The sequence below is a fragment of the Streptomyces violaceoruber genome (assembly GCF_033406955.1).
Classification (GTDB): Bacteria; Actinomycetota; Actinomycetes; order Streptomycetales; family Streptomycetaceae; genus Streptomyces; species Streptomyces violaceoruber.
Window position 1 is genome coordinate 6264280 of sequence record NZ_CP137734.1, and the last position, 23271, is coordinate 6287550.

Annotated in this window: 18 protein-coding genes; 11 read left to right on the forward strand and 7 right to left on the reverse strand. The window is 71.4% G+C overall.

Translation table 11 applies throughout. The features are described 5' to 3' along the window. Position 1 precedes the first annotated feature (1 nt). Complete coding sequence (gene ileS / locus R2E43_RS27980; protein ID WP_003976739.1) at positions 2–3145, reverse strand: isoleucine--tRNA ligase; 3144 nt, start codon at positions 3143–3145, stop codon at positions 2–4. A gap of 553 nt (positions 3146–3698) precedes the next feature. Between ileS and R2E43_RS27985 the strand changes: the two genes are divergently transcribed. The 5 genes from R2E43_RS27985 (at position 3699) to R2E43_RS28005 (ending at position 8325) form a co-directional block, all read left to right on the forward strand. Next, positions 3699–4418, forward strand: coding sequence for a TraR/DksA family transcriptional regulator (locus R2E43_RS27985; protein WP_003976740.1), 720 nt, complete (start codon positions 3699–3701; stop codon positions 4416–4418). Positions 4419–4486: 68 nt separating this feature from the next. Then, positions 4487–5095, forward strand: a complete 609-nt coding sequence (gene lspA / locus R2E43_RS27990) for a signal peptidase II (RefSeq protein ID WP_003976741.1) — start codon at positions 4487–4489, stop codon at positions 5093–5095. A 125-nt stretch (positions 5096–5220) separates the two neighbouring features. Beyond that, positions 5221–6165, forward strand: coding sequence for an RluA family pseudouridine synthase (locus R2E43_RS27995; protein ID WP_003976742.1), 945 nt, complete (start codon positions 5221–5223; stop codon positions 6163–6165). Then, on the forward strand, positions 6162–6650 hold the full coding sequence (locus R2E43_RS28000) for a GNAT family N-acetyltransferase (protein ID WP_016325999.1): 489 nt from the start codon (positions 6162–6164) through the stop codon (positions 6648–6650). Before R2E43_RS27995 ends, R2E43_RS28000 begins: the two co-directional genes overlap by 4 nt. An 88-nt stretch (positions 6651–6738) precedes the next feature. Further along, positions 6739–8325: a Na+/H+ antiporter gene (locus R2E43_RS28005; protein ID WP_011028126.1), complete on the forward strand. Its 1587-nt coding sequence runs from the start codon at positions 6739–6741 to the stop codon at positions 8323–8325. Positions 8326–8346: 21 nt separating this feature from the next. Here R2E43_RS28005 and R2E43_RS28010 read toward each other — a convergent pair whose 3' ends face one another. Continuing rightward, positions 8347–9495 carry a mechanosensitive ion channel family protein gene (locus R2E43_RS28010; RefSeq protein ID WP_003976745.1) on the reverse strand — a complete coding sequence of 383 codons (1149 nt, stop codon included), beginning with the start codon at positions 9493–9495 and terminating at the stop codon, positions 8347–8349. Positions 9496–9600: 105 nt separating this feature from the next. Between R2E43_RS28010 and R2E43_RS28015 the strand changes: the two genes are divergently transcribed. After that, entirely contained in the window at positions 9601–10191 is a 591-nt protein-coding gene (locus R2E43_RS28015) for a dienelactone hydrolase family protein (protein ID WP_003976746.1), read from the forward strand. Here the strand turns inward: R2E43_RS28015 and R2E43_RS28020 are convergent. The 4 genes from R2E43_RS28020 to R2E43_RS28035 form a co-directional block, all read right to left on the reverse strand. Then, the gene (locus R2E43_RS28020) at positions 10176–11831 is read right to left on the reverse strand and encodes an alkaline phosphatase D family protein (protein ID WP_003976747.1); all 1656 of its coding nucleotides are present in this window, start codon (positions 11829–11831) and stop codon (positions 10176–10178) included. The two genes, R2E43_RS28015 and R2E43_RS28020, sit on opposite strands and share 16 nt — an antisense overlap. Before the next feature lie 130 nt (positions 11832–11961). After that, positions 11962–12762, reverse strand: coding sequence for a DsbA family protein (locus R2E43_RS28025; RefSeq protein WP_003976748.1), 801 nt, complete (start codon positions 12760–12762; stop codon positions 11962–11964). A gap of 97 nt (positions 12763–12859) precedes the next feature. Next, positions 12860–13570, reverse strand: coding sequence for a hypothetical protein (locus R2E43_RS28030; RefSeq protein ID WP_003976749.1), 711 nt, complete (start codon positions 13568–13570; stop codon positions 12860–12862). A gap of 86 nt (positions 13571–13656) precedes the next feature. Next, complete coding sequence (locus R2E43_RS28035; RefSeq protein WP_003976750.1) at positions 13657–14997, reverse strand: DUF2252 domain-containing protein; 1341 nt, start codon at positions 14995–14997, stop codon at positions 13657–13659. Between the two features lie 202 nt (positions 14998–15199). Between R2E43_RS28035 and dnaE the strand changes: the two genes are divergently transcribed. Continuing rightward, positions 15200–18739 (forward strand): DNA polymerase III subunit alpha, encoded by a 3540-nt coding sequence (gene dnaE / locus R2E43_RS28040; protein ID WP_003976751.1) that lies wholly within the window; start codon positions 15200–15202, stop codon positions 18737–18739. A gap of 66 nt (positions 18740–18805) precedes the next feature. Here dnaE and R2E43_RS28045 read toward each other — a convergent pair whose 3' ends face one another. Continuing rightward, positions 18806–18973, reverse strand: a complete 168-nt coding sequence (locus R2E43_RS28045; RefSeq protein ID WP_003976752.1) for a hypothetical protein — start codon at positions 18971–18973, stop codon at positions 18806–18808. Positions 18974–19197: 224 nt separating this feature from the next. On the opposite strand from R2E43_RS28045, the gene R2E43_RS28050 reads away from it, so the two are divergent. From R2E43_RS28050 to R2E43_RS28065, 4 genes are all read left to right on the forward strand, one after another. After that, positions 19198–20409, forward strand: coding sequence for an NYN domain-containing protein (locus R2E43_RS28050; RefSeq protein WP_011028124.1), 1212 nt, complete (start codon positions 19198–19200; stop codon positions 20407–20409). A gap of 167 nt (positions 20410–20576) precedes the next feature. Further along, positions 20577–21551: an ABC transporter ATP-binding protein gene (locus R2E43_RS28055; protein WP_011028123.1), complete on the forward strand. Its 975-nt coding sequence runs from the start codon at positions 20577–20579 to the stop codon at positions 21549–21551. A gap of 107 nt (positions 21552–21658) precedes the next feature. Further along, complete coding sequence (locus R2E43_RS28060) at positions 21659–22483, forward strand: ABC transporter permease (RefSeq protein WP_030866579.1); 825 nt, start codon at positions 21659–21661, stop codon at positions 22481–22483. A gap of 34 nt (positions 22484–22517) precedes the next feature. Then, complete coding sequence (locus R2E43_RS28065) at positions 22518–23228, forward strand: AAA family ATPase (protein WP_332056687.1); 711 nt, start codon at positions 22518–22520, stop codon at positions 23226–23228. Positions 23229–23271: the final 43 nt, after the last annotated feature.

The following is a 23271-nucleotide window of genomic DNA, read 5'->3' on the forward strand; positions in this document are numbered from 1 at the left end:
GCTACTGCTTGCGCAGGCGGAACACCAGGGACAGGCCCTCGTCCGTGAACGGCGCCCCGTACGAGTCGTCCGCCTCGCCCTGGGCGAAGTCCGTCGCCAGGACCTCGTCGGAGATCAGGCCGGAGTGGTCGGTCAGGGCGGCGATCGTCGCCGGGTCCGTGGCCGTCCAGCGCAGGGCGATCCGGTCGGCGACGTCGAGGCCGCTGTTCTTGCGGGCCTCCTGGATCAGGCGGATCGCGTCCCGGGCGAGGCCCGCCCGGCGCAGCTCCTCCGTCAGCTCCAGGTCGAGCGCCACCGTCGCGCCCGAGTCGGAGGCGACCGACCAGCCCTCACGCGGCGTCTCCGTGATGATCACCTCGTCCGGAGCGAGGGTGACCGTCTCGCCGTCGACCTCCACCGAGGCCGTGCCCTCGCGCAGGGCGAGGGACAGCGCGGCGGCGTCCGCGGCCGCGACGGCCTTCGCCACGTCCTGGACCCGCTTGCCGAACCGCTTGCCCAGCGCCCGGAAGTTGGCCTTCGCCGTCGTGTCGACCAGGGAGCCGCCGACCTCGCTCAGCGAGGCGAGGGACGCCACGTTCAGCTCCTCCGTGATCTGCGAGTGCAGCTCGGGGGAGAGGGTGTCGAAGCCCGCCACCGCGATCAGCGCGCGGCTGAGCGGCTGCCGGGTCTTGACGCCGGACTCCGCGCGCGTGGCACGGCCCAGCTCGACCAGGCGGCGGACCAGGACCATCTGCTTCGACAGCTCCGGGTCGATCGCCGTCAGGTCGGCCTCCGGCCAGGAGGACAGGTGGACCGACTCGGGCGCGCCCGGGGTGACCGGCACGACCAGGTCCTGCCAGACCCGCTCGGTGATGAACGGGGTCAGCGGGGCCATCAGCTTGGTGACCGTCTCGACGACCTCGTGCAGGGTGCGCAGCGCGGCCTTGTCGCCCTGCCAGAAGCGGCGGCGGGAGCGGCGCACGTACCAGTTGGACAGGTCGTCGACGAACGCGGACAGCAGCTTGCCGGCCCGCTGGGTGTCGTAGGCGTCCAGCGCCTGCGTCACCTGGTCGGTGAGTGCGTGCAGCTCGGAGAGCAGCCAGCGGTCCAGGACCGGGCGGTCGGCCGGTGCCGGGTCGGCCTCGCTCGGGGCCCAGCCCGTGGTTCGGGCGTACAGGGCCTGGAAGGCGACCGTGTTCCAGTAGGTGAGGAGCGTCTTGCGGACGACCTCCTGGATGGTGCCGTGGCCGACCCGGCGGGCCGCCCACGGGGAGCCGCCGGCCGCCATGAACCAGCGGACCGCGTCGGCGCCGTGCTGGTCCATCAGCGGGATCGGTTGCAGGATGTTGCCCAGGTGCTTGGACATCTTGCGGCCGTCCTCGGCGAGGATGTGGCCGAGGCAGACCACGTTCTCGTAGGACGACTTGTCGAAGACCAGGGTGCCGACCGCCATCAGCGTGTAGAACCAGCCGCGCGTCTGGTCGATGGCCTCGGAGATGAACTGCGCAGGGTAGCGGCTCTCGAACAGCTCCTTGTTCTTGTACGGGTAGCCCCACTGCGCGAACGGCATCGAACCCGAGTCGTACCAGGCGTCGATGACCTCGGGCACGCGCACCGCTTCGAGGGAGCAGCCCTCCTGGGCGCAGGTGAAGGTCACGTCGTCGATGAACGGACGGTGCGGGTCCAGGGACGACTGGTCGGTGCCGGACAGCTCGGTCAGCTCCGCGCGGGAGCCGACGACCGTGAGGTGGTCCTCCGCGCAGCGCCAGATCGGCAGCGGGGTGCCCCAGTAGCGGTTGCGGGACAGGGCCCAGTCGATGTTGTTGTTCAGCCAGTCGCCGTACCGGCCGTGCTTGACCGCGTCCGGGAACCAGTTGGTCTTCTCGTTCTCCTGGAGGAGTCGGTCCTTGATCGCCGTGGTGCGGATGTACCAGGACGGCTGCGCGTAGTAGAGCAGCGCCGTGTGGCAGCGCCAGCAGTGCGGGTAGCTGTGCTCGTACGGGATGTGCTTGAAGAGCAGGCCCCGGGTCTCCAGGTCCTCGGTCAGCTTCTCGTCGGCCTTCTTGAAGAAGACGCCGCCGACCAGCGGGACGTCCTCCTCGAAGGTGCCGTCCGGGCGGACCGGGTTGACCACGGGCAGTCCGTACGCGCGGCAGACCTTGAGGTCGTCCTCACCGAAGGCGGGGGACTGGTGGACGAGGCCGGTGCCGTCCTCGGTGGTGACGTAGTCGGCGTTCACCACGTAGTGGGCCGGCTCCGGGAACTCCACCAGCTCGAACGGGCGCTGGTACGTCCAGCGCTCCATCTCGGCGCCGGTGAAGGACTGCCCGGTGGTCTCCCAGCCCTCGCCGAGCGCCTTGGCGAGCAGCGGCTCCGCGACGACCAGCTTCTCCTCGCCGTCCGTGGCGACGACGTAGGTGACGTCGGGGTGCGCCGCGACCGCGGTGTTGGAGACCAGCGTCCACGGGGTCGTGGTCCAGACGACCAGCGCGGCCTCGCCGGCCAGCGGTCCCGAGGTCAGCGGGAACCGGACGTAGACGGACGGGTCGACGACCGTCTCGTAGCCCTGGGCCAGCTCGTGGTCGGACAGGCCGGTGCCGCAGCGGGGGCACCAGGGGGCGACGCGGTGGTCCTGGACCAGCAGGCCCTTGTTGAAGATCTCCTTCAGCGACCACCAGACGGACTCGATGTACTCCGGGTCCATCGTGCGGTACGGGTCCTGGAGGTCGGCCCAGTAGCCCATGCGGGTCGTGAGCTCTTCGAAGGCGTCGGTGTGGCGGGTCACCGACTCGCGGCACTTGGCGTTGAACTCGGCGATGCCGTACGCCTCGATGTCCTGCTTGCCGGAGAAGCCCAGCTCCTTCTCCACCGCCAGCTCCACCGGGAGGCCGTGGCAGTCCCAGCCGGCCTTGCGGCCCACGTGGTAGCCGCGCATGGTGCGGAAGCGGGGGAAGACGTCCTTGAAGACGCGGGCCTCGATGTGGTGGGCGCCGGGCATGCCGTTGGCGGTGGGCGGGCCCTCGTAGAACACCCACTCGGGGCGGCCCTCGGACTGCTCCAGGCTCTTGGCGAAGATCTTCTGCTCGCGCCAGAAGTCGAGCACCGCGTGTTCGAGCGCGGGCAGGTCGACCTGGGCGGGTACCTGGCGGTACTGAGGCGTTGTCATCAGCGAGCTTCCTCCGGCGGACGTGCTGCCTTCCGTCGGAGGGACGAGAGCCGTGCTCCCGCGGTACCACCCTCCTTGGCCCGGCCGGTGCGTCGTGTGCTCCGGCGAGCCCCCTCATTGGGGTCGCGAGCCGGTTCTACTCGCCGTGACTGTCCTGCCACGGCTTTCTTCCGGCGGCTCCGGGGTGATCTTCACGTCGCGCTCGCCCCCGGGCTCACACCGTCCCCGGGTCGCTCTGGGCTGCTGACGCCGCTACTCGTCCCCATCCATGCCGTTCGCTGCGCCCAGTGTACGGCGCCGCGCGGACAACGGCCGACCGGTTTCGGGGTGACCCGAATGCCGCCGTCCGGGGGTCGGTCCCCGCACGTGCGGCCCGGGGGCGTTCCGGCGGATTACCGGGCGGGGAGCTGGGCACAACGCATGCATGCTCGCCGCGCGGCGCACGGTGGGCGGGCGAATCGGGCGGCGTGCCCCGTTGCCGCGGGACCGGAGTCGATTTATCGTCCCAGCACGATTCGCGCGCAAGATCACAATATGTGAAGGGGCCGCGGCCATGGTGGCGAAGAAGAAGACGACGGCCGCGAAACAGAGCGCCGCCGAGGAGAGCGCCGCCGAGCAGGACCCGGCGAGGAAGAAGGCGGCAAGGAAGACCGCGGCGAAGAAGAGCCCGGCAAGGAAGACCGCGGCGAAGAAGAGCCCGGCGGAGAAGACCGCGGCGAAGAAGAGCACGGCGAAGAAGAGCACGGCCAAGAAAGTGGGCGCGGCCGAGGCCGCGGAGCAGACGGGAGCCACGACGGTGGTTGCGAAGAAGACTCCTGGCACGGCCACGGCGGCCAAGACCGCTGTTCCCAAGGCCCGCGGCACCGCCGCGGTCCCCGGCGACCTCGCGGTACGCCCCGGCGAGGAACCCTGGACCCCGCAGGAGGTCGAGGAGGCGCGCGGCGAGCTTCAGTCCGAGGCCGACCGGCTGCGCACCGAGATCGACACCTCCGAGCGGTCGCTGCAGGGCATGATGCGGGACTCCGGCGACGGCGCGGGCGACGACGAGGCGGACACCGGCAGCAAGAACATCACGCGCGAGCACGAACTGGCGCTGGCCGCCACCGCGCGCGACGTGCTCAGCCAGACCGAGCGTGCCCTGGACCGCCTGGACGCGGGCACCTACGGCCTGTGCGAGAACTGCGGCAACCCGATCGGCAAGGCGCGGATGCAGGCGTTCCCGCGGGCCACCCTCTGCGTCGAGTGCAAGCAGAAGCAGGAGCGCCGGTACTGAGCCGCAGCCGGGACGGGAAGTGTGCCGTACCCTCGTGCTCAGTCAAGGACCTAGGCTGAGGGACTCACGTGGCAGAGGCGGAGCGCATCATCGGTACTCCGGACATCCCGGACGCGGCGGGGGAGGGGCAGGAGCGGCCCGACGCCGACCCTGAGCAGCAGGAGCAGGAGCAGGCTCCTGAGCGCACGCGGGGCAAGCGGCGGGTCGCCGTGCTGTTCGCGGTCGCCCTGTTCGCGTACCTGCTCGACCTGGGCAGCAAGATGCTGGTGGTCGCCAAGCTGGAGCACCACGAGCCGATCGAGATCATCGGCGACTGGCTGCGGTTCGCCGCGATCCGCAACGCGGGCGCGGCCTTCGGCTTCGGCGAGGCGTTCACGATCATCTTCACGGTGATCGCCGCTGCCGTGATCGTCGTGATCGCCCGCCTCGCGCGCAAGCTGCACAGCCTGCCCTGGGCGATCGCGCTCGGCCTGCTGCTCGGCGGTGCCCTCGGCAACCTCACCGACCGGATCTTCCGTGCTCCCGGGGTCTTCGAGGGCGCGGTCGTGGACTTCATCGCCCCCAAGCACTTCGCCGTCTTCAACCTCGCCGACTCGGCGATCGTGTGCGGCGGCATCCTGATCGTGATCCTCTCCTTCCGGGGCCTGGACCCGGACGGGACCGTCCACAAGGACTGACCCCTCCGGTCCGGCTGTCCACAGGGACTGGTTGTCCACAGGGACCGGCTGGGCACGAGGACCGGTTGTCCACAGGGACCGGGCGCGCGTTCGGGAGTGTCCGGTCCGTCCGGCATACTCGACGGGTGAGCACGATTCCCGAGATCCGTACCCTGCCCGTGCCGGACGGCCTGGAGGGCGAGCGCGTCGACGCCGCCATCTCCCGCATGTTCGGCTTCTCCCGTACCAAGGCCGCGGAGCTCGCCGCGGCGGGCAAGGTGCAGGTCGACGGATCGGTGGTCGGCAAGTCCGAGCGCGTCCACGGCGGTGCCTGGCTCGAGGTCGAGATGCCGCAGGCGCCCGCTCCCGTGCAGGTGGTCGCCGAGCCCGTCGAGGGCATGGAGATCGTGCACGACGACGAGGACGTGGTCGTCGTCGTCAAGCCGGTGGGCGTCGCGGCGCATCCGTCGCCGGGGTGGAGCGGGCCGACCGTCATCGGCGGACTGGCCGCCGCCGGGTACCGCGTCTCCACCTCCGGCGCCGCCGAGCGCCAGGGCATCGTGCACCGCCTCGACGTCGGCACCTCCGGTCTGATGGCGGTGGCCAAGTCGGAGCGCGCCTACACCTCGCTCAAGCGCCAGTTCAAGGAGCGCACGGTCGACAAGCGCTACCACACGCTCGTACAGGGCCACCCCGACCCGACCAGCGGCACCATCGACGCCCCCATCGGCCGCCACCCGCAGCACGACTACAAGTGGGCCGTCACCGCCGAGGGCAAGCCCTCCGTCACGCACTACGACCTCATCGAGGCCTTCCGCGCCGCCTCCCTGCTCGACGTGAAGCTGGAGACCGGCCGCACCCACCAGATCCGCGTCCACATGGCAGCCCACCGCCACCCCTGCGTCGGCGACCTGACCTACGGCGCGGACCCCACCCTCGCCAAGCGGCTGCGGCTGACCCGCCAGTGGCTGCACGCCGTGCGGCTCGGCTTCGAGCACCCCGGCACCGGCGACTGGGTGGAGTACGCCAGCGAATATCCCGACGACCTCCAGCAGGCCCTCGACCTGGTGCGCGAGGAGACCTACGGATGAGCGTGCCGAGCCGGGCCCCGGCCGCCTACGAGGTGCGCGTCGCCGAGGACCCCGTCGACCGCGAGGCGTGCTTCGCCGTGCGCAAGGACGTCTTCGTCGCCGAGCAGAAGGTCCCCGAGGACATCGAGTACGACGCCTACGACGCCGACGCGGTGCACGTCCTGGCCGTCCGGGAGGACGGCGTGCCGCTCGGCACCGGCCGGCTGCTGCACGGCGCGGCCGCCGCCGCGAAGAACGGCGACGGCGACCCGGCCGTCGGCTCCCTGGGCCGGCTCGCGGTGACCGCCGCGGCCCGCGGCCTGGGCGTCGGGGCCGCGCTGGTCCGGGCCGTCGAGGAGGCGGCGCGCGCACGGGGACTCACCGCCGTGGACCTGCACGCGCAGACGCACGCCCTGGGATTTTACGAACGTCTGGGGTACGAGGCATACGGACCCGAGTTCCCGGACGCCGGGATTCCGCACCGCGCGATGCGGCGAGCCCTGTAGCCGGGGCGGCGAACGGGCTGGTGAGACCGGTCGCGTGGCACGCTTGAGGTCCGCCGTGTAACGCCGAGACCCCACCGGAGCGGTGACCGTGGATCAGCTGGCCCTGTTGTTCATGCTGTTGCTCGGGGCCCTGCTGAGCGTCCCGATCGGCGCCCGGCTCGGGCTGCCGGCGCCGGTGCTGATGACGCTCCTCGGGATCGTCCTGGCGCTGCTCGACTTCGTGCCCAACGTCGACATCCCGCCCGAACTGATCCTGCCCGGACTGCTGCCGCCGCTGCTGTACGCCGCCGTGCGGCGCACGTCCTGGCGGCAGTTCGCGGCCAACAAGCGCCCCATCTTCCTGCTGGCAGTCGCCCTGGTCTTCGTCACCATGGTCTGCGTGGCCTCGGTGGCCCACGCGATCGTGCCGGGGCTGCCGATCGCCGCCGCCTTCGCGCTGGGCGCCCTGGTGGCGCCGCCCGATCCGGTCGCCGCGACCGCCGTCGCCGGGCAACTGGGGCTGCCGCGCCGCCTGGTGTCCATCCTGGAGGGCGAGGGGCTCTTCAACGACGTGACGGCCATCGTCCTGTACCACGTGGCCATCGCCGCGGCGGTCGGCGGCTCCTTCTCGCCGTGGCGGGCCGGGTTCGACCTCGTGCTCTCCGCCGTCGTCGCCGTCGCGATCGGGCTCGTCCTGGGCTGGGGCTCCAACAAGCTCATGAGCGTGCTGGGCGACCCGACGCTCCAGATCGGGCTGACCCTGCTGGTGCCGTTCGTGAGCTACGTCGCCGCCGACGAACTGCACGGCTCGGGCGTGCTCGCCGTACTCACCACCGCCATGTTCCTCGCCGAGTACGCCTCGGACGCCGACGACGTGATGACGCGGCTCGGCGGCCACACCGTCTGGGACGTGGTCGACACCCTGGTCACCGGGGTGGCCTTCGGCCTGATCGGACTGGAGCTGCACAACGCCGTGCGCACCGCCTCCGGCCGGTGGACCGAACTGCTCGGCTGGGCGGCGGCGATCCTCGTCGTCGTCGTCCTGGTGCGGCTGCTGTGGCTGCTGCCGGCCACCTGGCTGACCCAGCGGTTGCACGCCCGGCGCGACCAGGACGAGGACATCCCGACCAGCTGGCGGGAGACGGTGGTCATGTGGTGGGCGGGGATGCGGGGCGTGGCCTCGGTCGCGCTGGCCCTGGCGATTCCCCTGGAGACGGACGACGGGGCGGCCTTCCCGCACCGGGAGGAGATCGTCTTCATCGCGTTCGGGGTGATCATGGGCACGCTGCTGCTGCAGGGACTGACGCTGCCCTGGCTGGTGGGCCGGCTCGGGGTGCGGGCGGACACCGAGCGGGAGCAGGAGTTCGAGCGGGACCTGGCGCTGCGGGCGGCCAAGGCGGCCAAACAGCGGCTCAAGGAGATCGAGTCGGTGGAGGAGCTGCCGGAGGAGCTGTCCGAGCAGATGCTGCGGCGCGCCTTCGACATCGGCATACGCATCAGCCCGGACCTCGGCGACGAGGAACGGCGGGAGGCGCAGGAGCAGCGGGCGCGGCGGATCAAACGGGTCCGGCGCATCCAGGGCGAGATGCTCAGCGCCGCCCGGCACGAGGTGCTGGCCGCCCGCAGCGAGCCCGGCGCCGACCCGGAGATCGTCGACCGGGTGCTGCGCCACCTGGACGTGCGCAGCCTGCGCTGACCCTGGCGCGCGGCCGCGCGGTCACAGGCTCTTGGCGGGGCGGCCCGGGAAGCGGCGGGCGTCCCCGTCGGAGGAGCGGCCGGCGGCCGGGTCCGGGGCGTGGCGGGCGTGCGGGAGGCCGGCGCGGGGCGGGCGCAGGGCCGCGTCCGCCGTATTGACCCGCGGCAGCGCGTACGGGTGCTCGTCGGCCAGCCAGCGCAGCATTCCCTCGCGGACCGTGACCCGCACCGTCCAGATGTCGTCCGCGTCCTTCGCCGTCACCAGGGCCCGCACCTCCATGGTGGTCGGGGTGGTGTCCGTGACGGTCAGGTTGTAGTTGCGCCCGTCCCAGGCCGGGCACTCGCGGAGGATGTCGCGCAGCCGCTCGCGCATCAAATCCATCGGTGCCGAGTGGTCGAGGTGCCAGAACACGGTCCCGGTCATCTGCGGGGTGCCGCGCGACCAGTTCTCGAACGGCTTGGAGGTGAAGTACGACACCGGCATCGTGATCCGGCGCTCGTCCCAGGTGCGCACGCTCAGATACGTCAGCGTGATCTCCTCGACGGTGCCCCACTCGCCGTCCACCACGACCGTGTCGCCCATGCGCACCATGTCGCCGAAGGCGATCTGGAACCCCGCGAACAGATTGCCCAGCGTGGACTGGGCCGCCACACCGGCGACGATGCCGATGATGCCGGCCGAGGCCAGCAGCGAGGCACCCGCCGCCCGCATCGCCGGGAACGTCAGCAGCATCGAGGACACCGCGACCACGCCGACGACCGCCGTGACCACCCGCATGATCAGCGACACCTGAGTCCGCACCCGGCGCACCCGGGCCGGATCCCGCTCGGCGTGGGCGTGCGCGTAACGGGAGTAGGACGTCTCGACGACCGCCGCGGCGATCCGGACCACCAGCCAGGCCACCGAGCCGATCAGCAGCAACGTCAGCGTCCGGCCGACCCCGGTGCGGTGCTCCGGGAACACCCCGGCCTCGACGTACGACCCTCTCAGCAGGCCCGAGCAGAGCACGATCTGGTAGGGGACGCGGGCACGGCGCAGCAGCCCCCACAGCGGTGTCTCGGGGTGTCGTCCGTCGGCCTTGCGCAGCAACAGGTCGGTGGCCCAGCCGATGACCACGGTCAGCAGCACCGAGCCGCCGACCACGATCAGCGGGCGGAGTATCGTCTCCATCCCTCGAACGTAACCGGCCGCGCGGTGCTGTGAACCTGTGAGGTATCTCCCGCCCGGGGTATCGCCGGGCGCGGGCCTGTCACACCCGGCTGGCACCATGGCCCCATGAACATCGTGCTCTTTCACTCGACCCTCGGCCCGAGGCCCGCGGTGCGGCAGGCCGCCGACCGGCTGCGCGACGCCGGGCACCAGGTGTGGACCCCGGACCTCTTCGAGGGCCGTACCTTCGACACGGTCGAGGAGGGCATGGCCCACCAGGACGGGATCGGCCGCGAGGAGCTGCTGAAGCGGGCCGTGCTGGCCGCCGCGCCCTATTCCGAGCGGGGACTGGTCTACGCCGGGTTCTCGCTCGGCGCCTCCATCGCCCAGACCCTCGCCCTCGGCGACCACCGGGCGCGCGGGCTGCTGCTCCTGCACGGCACCTCGGACCTCGCACCGAACGCCTCGGTCGACGAACTGCCGGTCCAGCTGCACGTGGCCGAGCCGGATCCCTTCGAGACGGACGACTGGCTCAGCGCCTGGTACCTCCAGATGGGCCGGATCGGCGCCGACGTCGAGGTGCACAGATACCCCGGCGCCGGACACCTGTACACCGACCCCGGTCTGGACGACTACGACGCGGAGGCGGCCGAGGCCACCTGGCGGGTGGCGCTCGGCTTCCTCGAGTCCCTTCAGGAGGCTCAGGCGGGGGAGTAGACGCGCTCGACCCGCTGCGTGCCGCTGCGGGTGCGGTAGGAGCGGGTCCACTCGGAGGTGGCCCGCGGGTCGGTGCGGTCGGAGACCACGTAGTAGTCCATCTGCGCCCGGTCCGCGGTGATGTCCAGCACGCCGTAGCCGTGCCGGTCCGTGTCGACCCAGCGCACGTGCCGGTTCGCGGCCCGGATCACCGGCGCGGCGATCGCCGAGACGGTGCCCTCGGGGACCTTCACGATGTCGTCGAGGTTGTCGGACGTCACCGACGTGACGACGAACTCCGTGGCCGCGGAGGCGGACAGCGGGTAGGTCCCGGCGTTGTACGGCACGTCGTTGGCCCAGGCCATGTGGATGTCGCCGGTCAGGAACACGGTGTTGCGGATCGCGTGCGCGCGCAGGTGGGCCAGCAGCTCGCGGCGGTCGTCGGTGTAGCCGTCCCACTGGTCGGTGTTGAGGGCGATGCCCTCCTTCGGCAGCCCGAGCAGCTCGGCGAGCGGCCCGAGCAGTGACGCGGGGAGTGAGCCGACCGCGAACGGCGAGATCATCACCGGGTTGCCGACCAGGCGCCAGGTGGCGTCGGAGGACGCGAGACCCGACTTGAGCCAGTCGAGCTGGGCGCGGCCGGTGAGGGTGCGGTCCGGGTCGTCGACCTCGCCGTCGCCGAGCGCCACCTGCTGCGAGCGGAAGGTGCGCAGGTCGAGCAGCGAGAGGTCGACGAGCTTGCCGAAGCGCAGCCGCCGGTAGGTGGTGCCGGCGATCGCCGGGCGCACCGGCATCCACTCGAAGTAGGCCCGCTTGGCGGCGCTCTGCCGCTCCGCCCAGGTCCCCTCGGCGCCCTCGGTGTGGTTCTCGGCGCCGCCCGACCAGGTGTCGTTGGCGATCTCGTGGTCGTCCCAGATCGCCACCACCGGCGCCGTGGCGTGCAGAGCCTGGAGGTCGGGGTCGGTCTTGTAGCGGCCGTGCCGGATCCGGTAGTCGGCGAGGGTGAGGATCTCGTGGGCCGGGGCGTGCGGGCGTACGACGGTGTCACGGTTGGCGTACTCGCCGGTGCCGTACTCGTAGATGTAGTCGCCCAGGTGCAACCAGGCGTCCAGGTCGCCGCGGGCCGCGAGATGGCGGTACGAGGAGAAGTACCCGGCCTCCCAGTTGGCGCAGGAGACCACCCCGAAGCGCAGGCCGGTGACGGCCGCGTCGTGCGCGGGGGCGGTGCGGGTGCGGGCGACGGGGGAGTCGGTGGGGCCCGCGGAGAAGCGGAACCAGTAGTCCGTGGCGGGCGCGAGGCCGCGGACGTCCGCCTTGACGGTGTGGTCGGCGGCGGCCGTGGCCGTGACGGACCCCTTGGCGACCACGTTCGTGAGGTCCTTGTCCGTGGCGACCACCCAGCTCACCGCGGTGTCCGGACCGGTCCCGGAGCCCGGTATGGCCTCGGGCGTCGGGGTCACCCGGGTCCACAGCAGGATCCCGTCGGGCAGGGGATCGCCGGAGGCGACGCCGTGCAGGAAGGCGGGGGCCGCGTCGGCCGCGCCGGCGGGCAGCGCCGCGGCGAGCGGGGCGGCGAGCACGGCACCGGCCGCCGCGGCCTTGACGACCGTACGGCGGCTCGGGGTGCGGGAGTTCTCGGAGGCTCTGTGTCGACTGGTCACGGCCGATCAGGTTACTGATCGGTACGCGCGCGAGTGGGCGAACTCGCAAAAGTTCGCCCACTCGTCAGCCGGCGATCACCGGAACCGGCCACCGGGGCCGGCCACCGGGACCGGCGGCGGGATCACCGGGTCACTTGGTGACGCCCGCGTCCTTCAGCGCCTTCTGCCACGCGTCGGGCGTGCTCGGGGTCTCGACCACCTTGTCGTTGATCTTGATGGTCGGGGTCGACTCGACGCCCTCGGCCTTGTCGAAGGACTTGCTCATCCGCATCGCCCAGGCGTCGTAGGTGCCCTTCTCCACGGCGTCCTGGAACTTCTTGTTGCCCTTCAGGGCGTCGACCGAGTCCGCCACCTTGATCAGGTAGTCGTCCTTGGCGAACTCGTCGGTCGACTCCTCGGGGTGGTACTTCGTGGAGTACAGCGCGGTCTTGTAGTCGACGAACGCCTCGGGGCTGACGTTCAGCGCGGCGCCCAGCGCGCTCAGCGCGTTCTTGGAGCCCTCGCCGCCCAGGTTGCCGTCGAGGAAGGTGCCGACGGTGAAGGAGAGCTTGTAGTCGCCGTCCTCCATGCCCTTGTTGACGGTCTCGCCGATGCTCTGCTCCATCGCCGCGCAGCCGGGGCAGCGCGGGTCCTCGTAGAGGTGGATGACGTGGTCGGACTTGGACTCGCCGATGACGACGGTGGTGCCGTCCTTGCCGGAGGTGTTGGCCGGGGCCACCACCTTCGCCTCGGCGGCCTTGTCCCAGCCGCTGGGCTTGTTGCCCTGCACGACGGCGTAGCTGATGCCGCCGGCTATCGCCAGCACGCCGACGATGGAGGCGGCCACGATGACCTGGCGCCTGACCTTGTCGCGCTTGGCCTGGCGCTCGCGCTCCTGGCGCAGGCGCTCACGGGCCGCCGTCTTCGCCGCCTGGCTGTTCCGCTTGCTCATGATGATCTCTCCGGGGACGCGCACACGGGGGTGTGCGGAAGTACGTACGGGGGACTGCGGTGCTCGGTGGTGCTCGCACGACGCGGCCGGTGCCGGGTCAGACGAGGGTGGCCACCGGGCACGGCGGTCCGCGACGTCCCAGGGAGTGCGTGAGGATCCGCTCACGGGCACCGGTGGTGCGGCGGGCCGGGGGCGTCGGGCGACGCACCGCCGGGGCCCGGCGTACGCCCACGGCCGCGACGGCGAGCAGCAGCGGCCGGAAGGTGGTCGCGGCCACCGCGCCGAGCAGCTGGGCCAGCGCCCGCTCGCCGCGCCGCAGCCAGGCCGCCGCCAGCAGCCCGACCCCGACGTGCGCGGCAAGCAGCAGCCAGGCGGTGCCGGGGTCGGCCTGGGCCAGCACCGACGCCATCCGGTCGGTCTCCGCCCCGGTCACCCGGGTCAGCGGCGCGGTCACCCCGGCGTGGACGCCGGTCCCGTCGCCGCACAGCACGTCGAAGCCGACCGAGCGCAGCGGGCCCGCGACCGGGCCGCCCGCCCGGCCGTAGCAGACGTGCTGGCCGGTGGTGAAGACCGTGTCGGCGGCCAGCTCCAGCGGGATCAGCAGGGCGGCGATCCGCCCGAAACCGCGCTCGCGCCGCCCGGCCAGGGCGTACGCGATCAGGAACACGGCGGCGGCGACGGCGGCCACCGTGGGCAGCGGCAGCGGAACCCCGGACAGCAGCACGTGCGACGCGGTGCTGAGGGTCACGGCGAGTGCCGTGAACAGCGCCGCGCGTACGGCTCTGAGCGGGGTTCCGGATATGTCCATAGCAGTAGAAGAGTGTGTCACGGGGTCCGGTAAGGGACCCCTAAAGGGTTCCTGTGAGACGGCCGACGGTTACCGAACCGGAATGGTCACAGACCCGGGATCCGGCCGTTGCGGAACAGGTCGACGAAGGTCTGGTGGTCGGCACGCGCGCGTGCGCCGTAGCGGTGCGCGAAGTCGACCAGCAGCGGCGCGAAGCCCTCCTCGTCGGCGGCGATGGCCGCGTCGATGGCCCGCTCCGTGGAGAACGGCACCAGGGACTCCCCGGACTGGTCGTCGGCCGCCGCGTGCATGGTCGCGGTGGCCCGGCCCAGGTCGGCGACGACCTCGGCGATCTCCTCCGGGTCGTCGATGTCGCCCCAGTCCAGGTCGACCGCGTACGGCGAGACCTCGGCGACCAGCTGTCCGGCGCCGTCCAGCTCGGTCCAGCCCAGCCACGGGTCGGCGTGCGCCTGGAGGGCGCGCTGGGAGATCACCGTGCGGTGGCCCTCGTGCCGGAAGTAGTCCCGGATCGCCTGGTCGGTGATGTGCCGGGAGACGGCCGGGGTCTGGGCCTGCTTGATGTAGATCACGACGTCGTTCTCCAGGGCGTCGCTGTTGCCCTCCAGGAGGATGTTGTACGACGGCAGGCCGGCCGAGCCGATGCCGATGCCCCGGCGGCCGACGACGTCCTTCACGCGGTAGGAGTCGGGGCGGGCCAGGGAGGACTCGGGCAGCGTCTCCAGGTAGCCGTCGAAGGCCGCGAGCACCTTGTAGCGCGTGGCGGCGTCCAGCTCGATGGAGCCGCCGCCGGGGGCGAAGCGGCGCTCGAAGTCACGGATCTCGGTCATCGAGTCCAGCAGCCCGAAGCGGGTCAGCGAGCGGGCCACCCGCAGCGCGCCGAGCAGCGGGCCCTCCGCGGTGTCCAGCGTGAAGGGCGGCACCTCGTCGCTCTTGGCGCCGGTGGCCAGGGCGTGGATCCGCTCGCGGTACGCGCCCGCGTACACCCGCACCAGCTCGGTGATCTGCTCGTCGCTGAACGCCTTGGCGTACCCGATCAGCGCGACGGAGGCGGCGAAGCGCTTGAGGTCCCAGGTGAAGGGGCCGACGTAGGCCTCGTCGAAGTCGTTGACGTTGAAGATCAGCCGGCCGGTGGAGTCCATGTACGTGCCGAAGTTCTCCGCGTGGAGGTCGCCGTGGATCCACACCCGGGAGGTCCGCTCGTCCAGGTAGGCGCCGCCGTGCTGATCACCGAAGTCCGGATCCTCGGTCAAATCGCGGTAAAAGAGACCTGCGGTGCCGCGGTAGAACGCGAAGGCGGAGGCCGCCATCTTGCGGAACTTCACCCGGAACGCCGCGGGATCCGCGGCCAGCAGCTGGCCGAAGGCGGTGTCGAAGACGGCGAGGATCTCCTCGCCGCGGTGCTCCTCGTTGAGCTGCGGGACCGACATGCCTGGTGCCTCCTGGTGCGGGTGGTGCCTCACGGATGGAGCGGATCTCCACTCGGGCCAACGTTCGAAAGGGAGCGGGAGTGCCCGCCCCAGAAGGTACGCGTGGGGAGCCTTCGAGTGTCAGTCCCGAGGCATAGACTTCGACGCTGACCCCCCGGATCGACCGCCGCCAGTCGTCCCCAGTTTTCTCAGGAGGCCGCACGTGTCAAAGCCGCCGTTCACGCACCTGCACGTCCACACCCAGTACTCGCTGCTGGACGGTGCCGCGCGGCTCAAGGACATGTTCGACGCGTGCAACGAGATGGGCATGTCGCACATCGCCATGTCCGACCACGGCAACCTGCACGGGGCGTACGACTTCTTCCACTCCGCGAAGAAGGCCGGAGTCACCCCGATCATCGGGATCGAGGCGTACGTCGCCCCCGAGTCCCGGCGCAACAAGCGCAAGATCCAGTGGGGCCAGCCGCACCAGAAGCGGGACGACGTCTCGGGTTCGGGCGGTTACACCCACAAGACCATGTGGGCGACGAACAGCAAGGGCCTGCACAACCTCTTCCGCCTCTCCTCCGACGCCTACGCCGAGGGCTGGCTGCAGAAATGGCCGCGGATGGACAAGGAGACCATCAGCCAGTGGTCCGAGGGCATCGTCGCCTCCACCGGCTGCCCCTCCGGCGAGGTGCAGACCCGGCTGCGCCTCGGCCACTTCGACGAGGCCCTGAAGGCCGCCGCCGACTACCAGGACATCTTCGGCAAGGACCGGTACTTCCTGGAGCTGATGGACCACGGCATCGAGATCGAGCACCGGGTCCGCGACGGACTCCTGGAGATCGGCAGGAAGCTCGGCATCCCGCCGCTGGTGACGAACGACTCGCACTACACCTACGCGCACGAGGCGACCGCCCACGACGCGCTGCTGTGCATCCAGACCGGCAAGAACCTCTCCGACCCGGACCGCTTCCGCTTCGACGGCACCGGCTACTACCTGAAGTCGACGGACGAGATGTACGCCATCGACTCCTCCGACGCCTGGCAGGAGGGCTGTGCCAACACGCGCCTGATCGCCGAGATGATCGACACCACCGGCATGTTCGAGAAGCGCGACCTCATGCCGAAGTTCGACATCCCCGAGGGCTTCACGGAGATCACCTGGTTCCAGGAGGAGGTCCGCCGCGGCATGGAGCGCCGCTTCCCGGGCGGCGTCCCCGAGGACCGCCAGAAGCAGGCCGAGTACGAGATGGACGTCATCATCCAGATGGGGTTCCCGGGGTACTTCCTGGTGGTCGCCGACTTCATCATGTGGGCCAAGAACCAGGGCATCGCGGTCGGCCCCGGCCGAGGCTCCGCGGCCGGCTCGATCGTCGCCTACGCGATGGGCATCACCGACCTCGACCCCATCCCGCACGGCCTGATCTTCGAGCGCTTCCTGAACCCCGAGCGCGTCTCCATGCCCGACGTCGACATCGACTTCGACGAGCGCAGGCGCGTCGAGGTGATCAGGTACGTGACCGAGAAGTACGGCGCCGACAAGGTCGCCATGATCGGCACCTACGGCAAGATCAAGGCGAAGAACGCCATCAAGGACTCCGCGCGCGTGCTGGGCTACCCGTACGCGATGGGGGACCGGCTCACCAAGGCCATGCCCGCCGACGTCCTCGGCAAGGGCATCGACCTCAACGGCATCACCGACCCGACGCACCCGCGCTACAGCGAGGCCGGCGAGATCCGCTCGATGTACGAGAGCGAGCCGGACGTCAAGAAGGTCATCGACACCGCCAAGGGCGTCGAGGGCCTGGTCCGGCAGATGGGCGTGCACGCGGCCGGCGTGATCATGTCCAGCGAGCCCATCGTCGACCACGCCCCGATCTGGGTCCGGCACACGGACGGCGTGACCATCACGCAGTGGGACTACCCGCAGTGCGAGTCGCTCGGCCTGCTGAAGATGGACTTCCTCGGCCTGCGCAACCTCACGATCATGGACGACGCCGTCAAGATGGTGAAGTCCAACAAGGGCATCGACCTCGACCTGCTGTCGCTGCCGCTGGACGACCCCACGACCTTCGAACTGCTCCAGCGCGGCGACACGCTCGGTGTCTTCCAGTTCGACGGCGGCCCGATGCGCTCCCTGCTGCGGCTGATGAAGCCCGACAACTTCGAGGACATCTCCGCCGTCTCCGCGCTCTACCGCCCCGGCCCGATGGGCATGGACTCGCACACCAACTACGCGCTGCGCAAGAACGGCCTCCAGGAGATCACGCCGATCCACAAGGAGCTGGAGGAGCCCCTCCAGGAGGTCCTCGCGGTCACCTACGGCCTGATCGTCTATCAGGAGCAGGTGCAGAAGGCCGCCCAGATCATCGCGGGCTACTCGCTCGGCGAGGCCGACATCCTGCGCCGCGTGATGGGCAAGAAGAAGCCCGACGAACTGGCGAAGAACTTCGTCCTCTTCCAGGCCGGAGCCAGGAAGAACGGCTACAGCGACGAGGCCATCCAGGCCCTGTGGGACGTCCTGGTCCCGTTCGCCGGCTACGCCTTCAACAAGGCGCACTCGGCCGCCTACGGCCTGGTCTCGTACTGGACCGGATACCTGAAGGCGAACTACCCGGCCGAGTACATGGCCGCCCTGCTCACCTCGGTCAAGGACGACAAGGACAAGTCGGCCGTCTACCTGAACGAGTGCCGGCGCATGGGCATCAAGGTGCTGCCGCCCAACGTCAACGAGTCCATGTCGAACTTCGCCGCGCAGGGCGACGACGTGATCCTCTTCGGGCTCTCCGCCGTGCGCAACGTCGGCACCAACGTCGTCGAGTCGATCATCAAGTGCCGCAAGGCCAAGGGGAAGTACGCGTCCTTCCCCGACTACCTGGACAAGGTGGAGGCGGTCGTCTGCAACAAGCGGACGACGGAGTCGCTGATCAAGGCGGGCGCCTTCGACGAGATGGGGCACACCCGCAAGGGCCTCACCGCGCAGTACGAACCGATGATCGACAACGTGGTCGCGGTCAAGCGCAAGGAGGCCGAGGGCCAGTTCGACCTCTTCGGCGGCATGGGCGACGAGCAGAGCGACGAGCCCGGCTTCGGACTCGACGTGGTCTTCGGCGAGGACGAGTGGGACAAGACCTATCTGCTCGCCCAGGAGCGGGAGATGCTCGGTCTCTACGTCTCCGACCACCCGCTCTTCGGCCTGGAGCACGTGCTGTCCGACAAGGCCGACGCGGGCATCTCCCAGCTCACCGGCGGTGACTTCGGTGACGGCGCGGTCGTCACCATCGGCGGCATCATCTCGGGCCTCCAGCGCAAGATGACCAAGCAGGGCAACGCCTGGGCCATCGCCACCGTCGAGGACCTGGCCGGCTCGCTGGAGTGCATGTTCTTCCCGGCGACGTACCAGCTGGTGTCCACGCAACTGGTCGAGGACGCCGTGGTGTTCGTCAAGGGGCGCCTCGACAAGCGGGAGGACGTGCCCCGGCTGGTCGCGATGGAGCTGATGATTCCCGACCTGTCCAACGCGGGCACCAACGCCCCCGTCGTCCTCACCATCCCGGCGACCCGCATCACGCCGCCGATGGTCAGCAGGCTCGGTGAGATCCTCACCCACCACCGGGGCGACAGCGAGGTGCGGATCAAGCTCCAGGGGCCCACGAAGACGACGGTGCTGCGCCTGGACCGGCACCGGGTGAAGCCCGATCCGGCGCTGTTCGGCGACCTGAAGGTGCTGCTCGGGCCGTCCTGCCTGGCCGGCTGAGCGGCATCCCGGACCACGACGAGCGAGGGCGCACCCGGTTGCCGGGTGCGCCCTTCGTCGTGGCTGTCAGTTGTGGCCGAAGCGCTTGTTCCGCTTGCGGGCGGCCGCGTCGCCGGGCGTCGTCAGCTGCGGGGAGTGCTGCTCCTCGCGGTCCAGTACGGCCGACTCGGCGGCCTGCGGGGAGCGCTCGGCCTGCGGGTGCTTACGATCACGGTTGTTCTTGTTCTTGGCCATGGTGATCTACCTCCTGAGGGGGATCTAGGGGCCAGGGCCGGAACCAGATTCACATAGGCCAACAAAGAACGCATATCGGGCAATTACCGTCCGTGACGCGGTCCGAGCGGACACGGGGTGCCGAAACGCCACGCCGAAGATCGAGTTCGGGCCGTTAACCTCCGCGTGGTCGGGCAGACTCGAAGGAAGCCCGAAGCAAACCTCCCGGAAAGAGGGTGGACCGCGTGGACCGCTGCATCGTCCTGGTGGACGCCGGGTATCTGCTGGGGGCCGCCGCGAGTCTCCTGGCGGGGGAACCCTCGCGTTCGCGCATCACCGTCGACCACGCCGCCCTCATCCAGGGGTTGCGCGACCGCGCCGAGTCCGACACCCAGCAGCCCCTGCTGCGCATCTACTGGTTCGACGGCGCCCCCGACCGCGTCCCGCAGCCCGAGCACCGGCGGTTGCGCGTGATGCCCAGGGTCACCGTCCGGCTCGGCGCACTCACCCGCAGTGACGGACGGTGGGCGCAGAAGGGCGTGGACGCCGCCATGCACGCCGAACTGACCGAACTGGCCCGCAACCGCGCCTGTTCCGACGTCGTCCTGGTGACCGGCGACGGCGACCTGCTGCCCGGGATGATGGCCGCCAAGGAGCACGGCGTCGCCGTCCACCTGTGGGCCGTGCAGGCTGCCGACGGCGACTACAACCAGTCCGAGGACCTGGTCGCCGAGGCCGACGAACGCCGCGTCCTGGACCGTACGTGGATCACCAAGGCCGTACGCGCCAAGGAACTCGGCGGCATCTGCGCGCCGCCGCCCGTACCCCGCCCCGAGATCGCCGCGATCCTCTCCGCGCCGCTGCCCGAGTCCGCGCTCTCCGCCGCCCAGCGCCCCGCCGAGACGCCCGAACACCCCACCACGGCCGCCGCGGGACCGACCGGCACCGAGGAACGGGTACCGCCCGCCAAGGGCGTCCCCACCCCCAAGGACCTCGCCGCCCTGCGCGCCCCCGGCGCCCACCCCGCCCCGCAGCCGGCCAACGCCACCCTGCGCTGGTCCTCCGACAAGGGCTGGGTCGACCGGCCCGCCGCCGAGCCCTCCGAGGCCGCCACCCTGCCGACGCTGGCCCAGCTCACCACGGCCGAGCAGCGCTGGGCCGACCGCGAGGAGGACATCACCACGGTCGGCGGCGACCCGTACGAGGTGGGGCAGGTCTTCGCCCGGCGCTGGCTGGAACGGCTCGGCGACCACGGCCACCTGCAGAAACTGTCCGGGATGTACCCGCGCATCCCGCACCGCGTCGACGGCGAGCTGCTGCGCTACGCGGCCCGCTTCGGACTGCTCGCGCACAAGGACGACCAGATCGACGAGCACGACCGGTACGCCATCCGGGCCGGGTTCTGGCGGGAGATCGACGTGCGCACGGCGACCGAACGCACGCCCGCCGCCGAGTGAGACGCCCCTGCGCTCCCGGTGCTTCCCGGCGCTCCCCGGGCCGGACCGACACCGGCTGAATCGACACTTATGGGCGGACCCGGGAGCGGGCCGGGGGGACCGACCCCGTAGTCTCCTCCCTTGTGAGTACGCGCGCGGCACAGGCACCTCGACCCGGTGGCGATGCCGTGTGCGTGGTGCGCTCACTGACCAAGACCTATCCGGCGGTGCGCGGCAGGCGCGGGGTGCCCGCCGCCCCCGAGGTGCGGGCCACCGACGACGTCACCCTGGACATCCGCCGCGGTGAGATCTTCGGACTGCTCGGACCCAACGGCGCCGGCAAGTCCACCCTCGTCCGCCAGCTCACCGGGCTGATGCGGCCCGACGGCGGCAGCGTGGAGATCCTCGGGCACGACATCGTGCGCCACCCGGAGCGGGCCGCGCGGATCCTCGCCTACCTGGGGCAAGAGTCCAGCGCCCTGGACGAGCTGACCGTGTCGCTCGCCGCCGAGACCACCGGGCGGCTGCGCGGCCTCGAGGTGCGCCGGGCCCGCGCCGAGCGGGACGCCGTGCTCGAGGAACTGGGCCTGACCGGACTCGCCGGCCGCCCGATCAAGAAGCTCTCCGGCGGCCAGCGCCGCCTGGCCTGCTTCGCCGCCGCCCTGGTGGGGGAGCGGCCGCTGCTCGTGCTGGACGAGCCGACCACCGGCATGGACCCGGTGGCCCGGCGCGCGGTGTGGTCGGCCGTCGACCGGCGGCGCGCCGAGCACGGCGCCACCGTGCTGCTCGTCACCCACAACGTCATCGAGGCCGAGACCGTGCTCGACCGGGTCGCCGTCCTCGACCGGGGACGCGTGATCGCCTGCGACACGCCCGCCGGGCTCAAGGAGCAGGTCGCCGGAGAGGTCCGCGTCGACCTGGTGTGGCGCGAGAGCGCGCCGCTGAACGTCCCGGAGGTCGCCGCCCTGCGCGACCGCGTCGTCGAGTCGGGACGCCGCTGGACCCTGCGGCTCGCCCCCGAGGAGGCCCGCGCGGTCGTCGCCACCGTCACCGGCGGCGCCGCCTTCGCCGCCCTGGACGACTTCACCCTGGCCACGCCCAGCCTGGAGGACGTGTACCTGGCGCTGGGCGGCGCCGCGCGGCAGGGGCTGGTGAGGACGTGAGCGCGCGAGCGATGAGAACACCGGCTGCCGCATCCGTACCCGTCGGGGCGAGTGCCCCCGCCCGGGCGACCGCTTCGAACGACCCGAGCGAAGGGGAGCTGCGCGACGTGAGTGTCGTACCCGCCGATGCCCTGCGGGGTGCCGCCCCGGCCGCCGAGGGGCGGCGCGCGGCCGGTCCGGCCGAGCTGGGGCCGAAGGCACGGCTGTGGCCCTCGCTGGTGGCCGTGTACCGGGCGCAGCTGTCCCGGGCGCGGGTCGCGCGCATCCCGCTGCTGTTCGTGGCGACCTTCCAGTCCGTCGGCATCATGATCCTGATGCGCGGCGTCGTCGACGGCGGCGGCGAGGCGCGGGCCGTGGTCGCCGGTTCCGCGGTACTCGTCGTGGCCTTCGTCGCGCTGAACCTCCTCGCCCAGTACTTCGGCCAGCTGCGCGCCAGCGGCGGCCTCGACCACTACGCGACGCTGCCGGTCCCGCCGGCCGCCGTGGTGCTGGGCGCGGCGGGCGCCTACGCGTCCTTCACCGTGCCCGGGACCGTGGTGACCGCGGTGTTCGGATGTCTGCTGTTCGGGCTGCCGATGACCCACCTGTGGGTGCTGGTGGCCGTGATCCCGCTGGCGGGCGCCGCCCTCGCGGGGCTGGGCGCGGCGCTGGGGCTGCTCGCCCCCCGGCCCGAGTTCGCCACCCTCCTCGGCCAGCTCGGCATGTCGGCGGCCCTGCTGCTCGGCGTTCTGCCCCCGGAACGGATGCCCCAGGTGGTCCGCCTGGCCCGGGACCTGCTGCCCTCCACGTACGGGGTGGAGGCCTTCGCGCGCACCTTCGGCGAGCGCCCCGACTGGGGCTTCGTCCTCGGCGACCTCGCCGTGTGCGCCGCGGTCGGGGTGATCTCGCTGGCCGTGGCCACCTGGGCGTACCGCCGGGCCGCCGTCCGGTGACGCGCCGCACAGGCGGGTTTGGCACGATGGCACGGTGACCGCACCCTTGACCCCGCCACCGCCGCCGAACGAACGCCCGTCGTACCAGGGCGGGCCGGTGCCGCCGCCCGTCGGCGCCCACGCGGTGGGAGCCGCGCCCGGCGGTTCCCACGACCCTTACGGCACGTACGGCGAACAGGACGGCCCCGGGATGTTGACCGAAGTGCGGCAGGCCGCCGTGACCGCGCTGGCGGTCGCGCTCTCCGGTGCGCTGCTGGGCGTGCTGTGGTGGAAGCTGGCACCGAGCGTGCCGCTGGTGGGTGAGATCCTCGACGACAGCTGGGTCGTCTACCTCAAGGACTCCGAGGGCGAGCAGGCGATCGGCGTCGACGGAACGTTCACGCTGCTCGCGCTGGCGTTCGGGGCGCTCAGCGCGGTCGTGGTGTTCCTGCTGCGGCGGCGCGGGGGCGTGCCGCTGGTGGTGGCCCTCGGCGTCGGCGGGCTGCTCGGATCGCTGCTGGCGTGGCGGCTCGGGGTGTGGCTCGGGCCGGCGCAGGACGTGATCGCGCACGCGAAGGACGTCGGCAAAGGGGTGACGTTCTCCGCCCCGCTCAAGCTGGGCGCCAAGGGCGCGCTGCTGGCCTGGTCGCTCGCGGCACTGGTGGTCCACCTGGGGCTGACGGGACTGTTCGGGCCCCGGGACCCGGATCCGTGGCCCGCACCGGGGCAGTACCCGTCGGTGCCCTACGGGGACAAGCCGGCCTAGGCCGGGCGGCGGCCGTGGTTCGCCCGGCCTCTCCCGGTGCGCC

Coding starts and splice junctions, on each gene's coding strand:
- ileS (WP_003976739.1), bottom strand. CDS start 3,145: ATGACAACGCCTCAGTACCGCCAGGTACCCGCCCAGGTCGACCTGCCC.
- R2E43_RS27985 (WP_003976740.1), top strand. CDS start 3,699: ATGGTGGCGAAGAAGAAGACGACGGCCGCGAAACAGAGCGCCGCCGAG.
- R2E43_RS28000 (WP_016325999.1), top strand. CDS start 6,162: ATGAGCGTGCCGAGCCGGGCCCCGGCCGCCTACGAGGTGCGCGTCGCC.
- R2E43_RS28010 (WP_003976745.1), bottom strand. CDS start 9,495: ATGGAGACGATACTCCGCCCGCTGATCGTGGTCGGCGGCTCGGTGCTG.
- R2E43_RS28015 (WP_003976746.1), top strand. CDS start 9,601: ATGAACATCGTGCTCTTTCACTCGACCCTCGGCCCGAGGCCCGCGGTG.
- R2E43_RS28025 (WP_003976748.1), bottom strand. CDS start 12,762: ATGAGCAAGCGGAACAGCCAGGCGGCGAAGACGGCGGCCCGTGAGCGC.
- R2E43_RS28030 (WP_003976749.1), bottom strand. CDS start 13,570: ATGGACATATCCGGAACCCCGCTCAGAGCCGTACGCGCGGCGCTGTTC.
- R2E43_RS28035 (WP_003976750.1), bottom strand. CDS start 14,997: ATGTCGGTCCCGCAGCTCAACGAGGAGCACCGCGGCGAGGAGATCCTC.
- R2E43_RS28045 (WP_003976752.1), bottom strand. CDS start 18,973: ATGGCCAAGAACAAGAACAACCGTGATCGTAAGCACCCGCAGGCCGAG.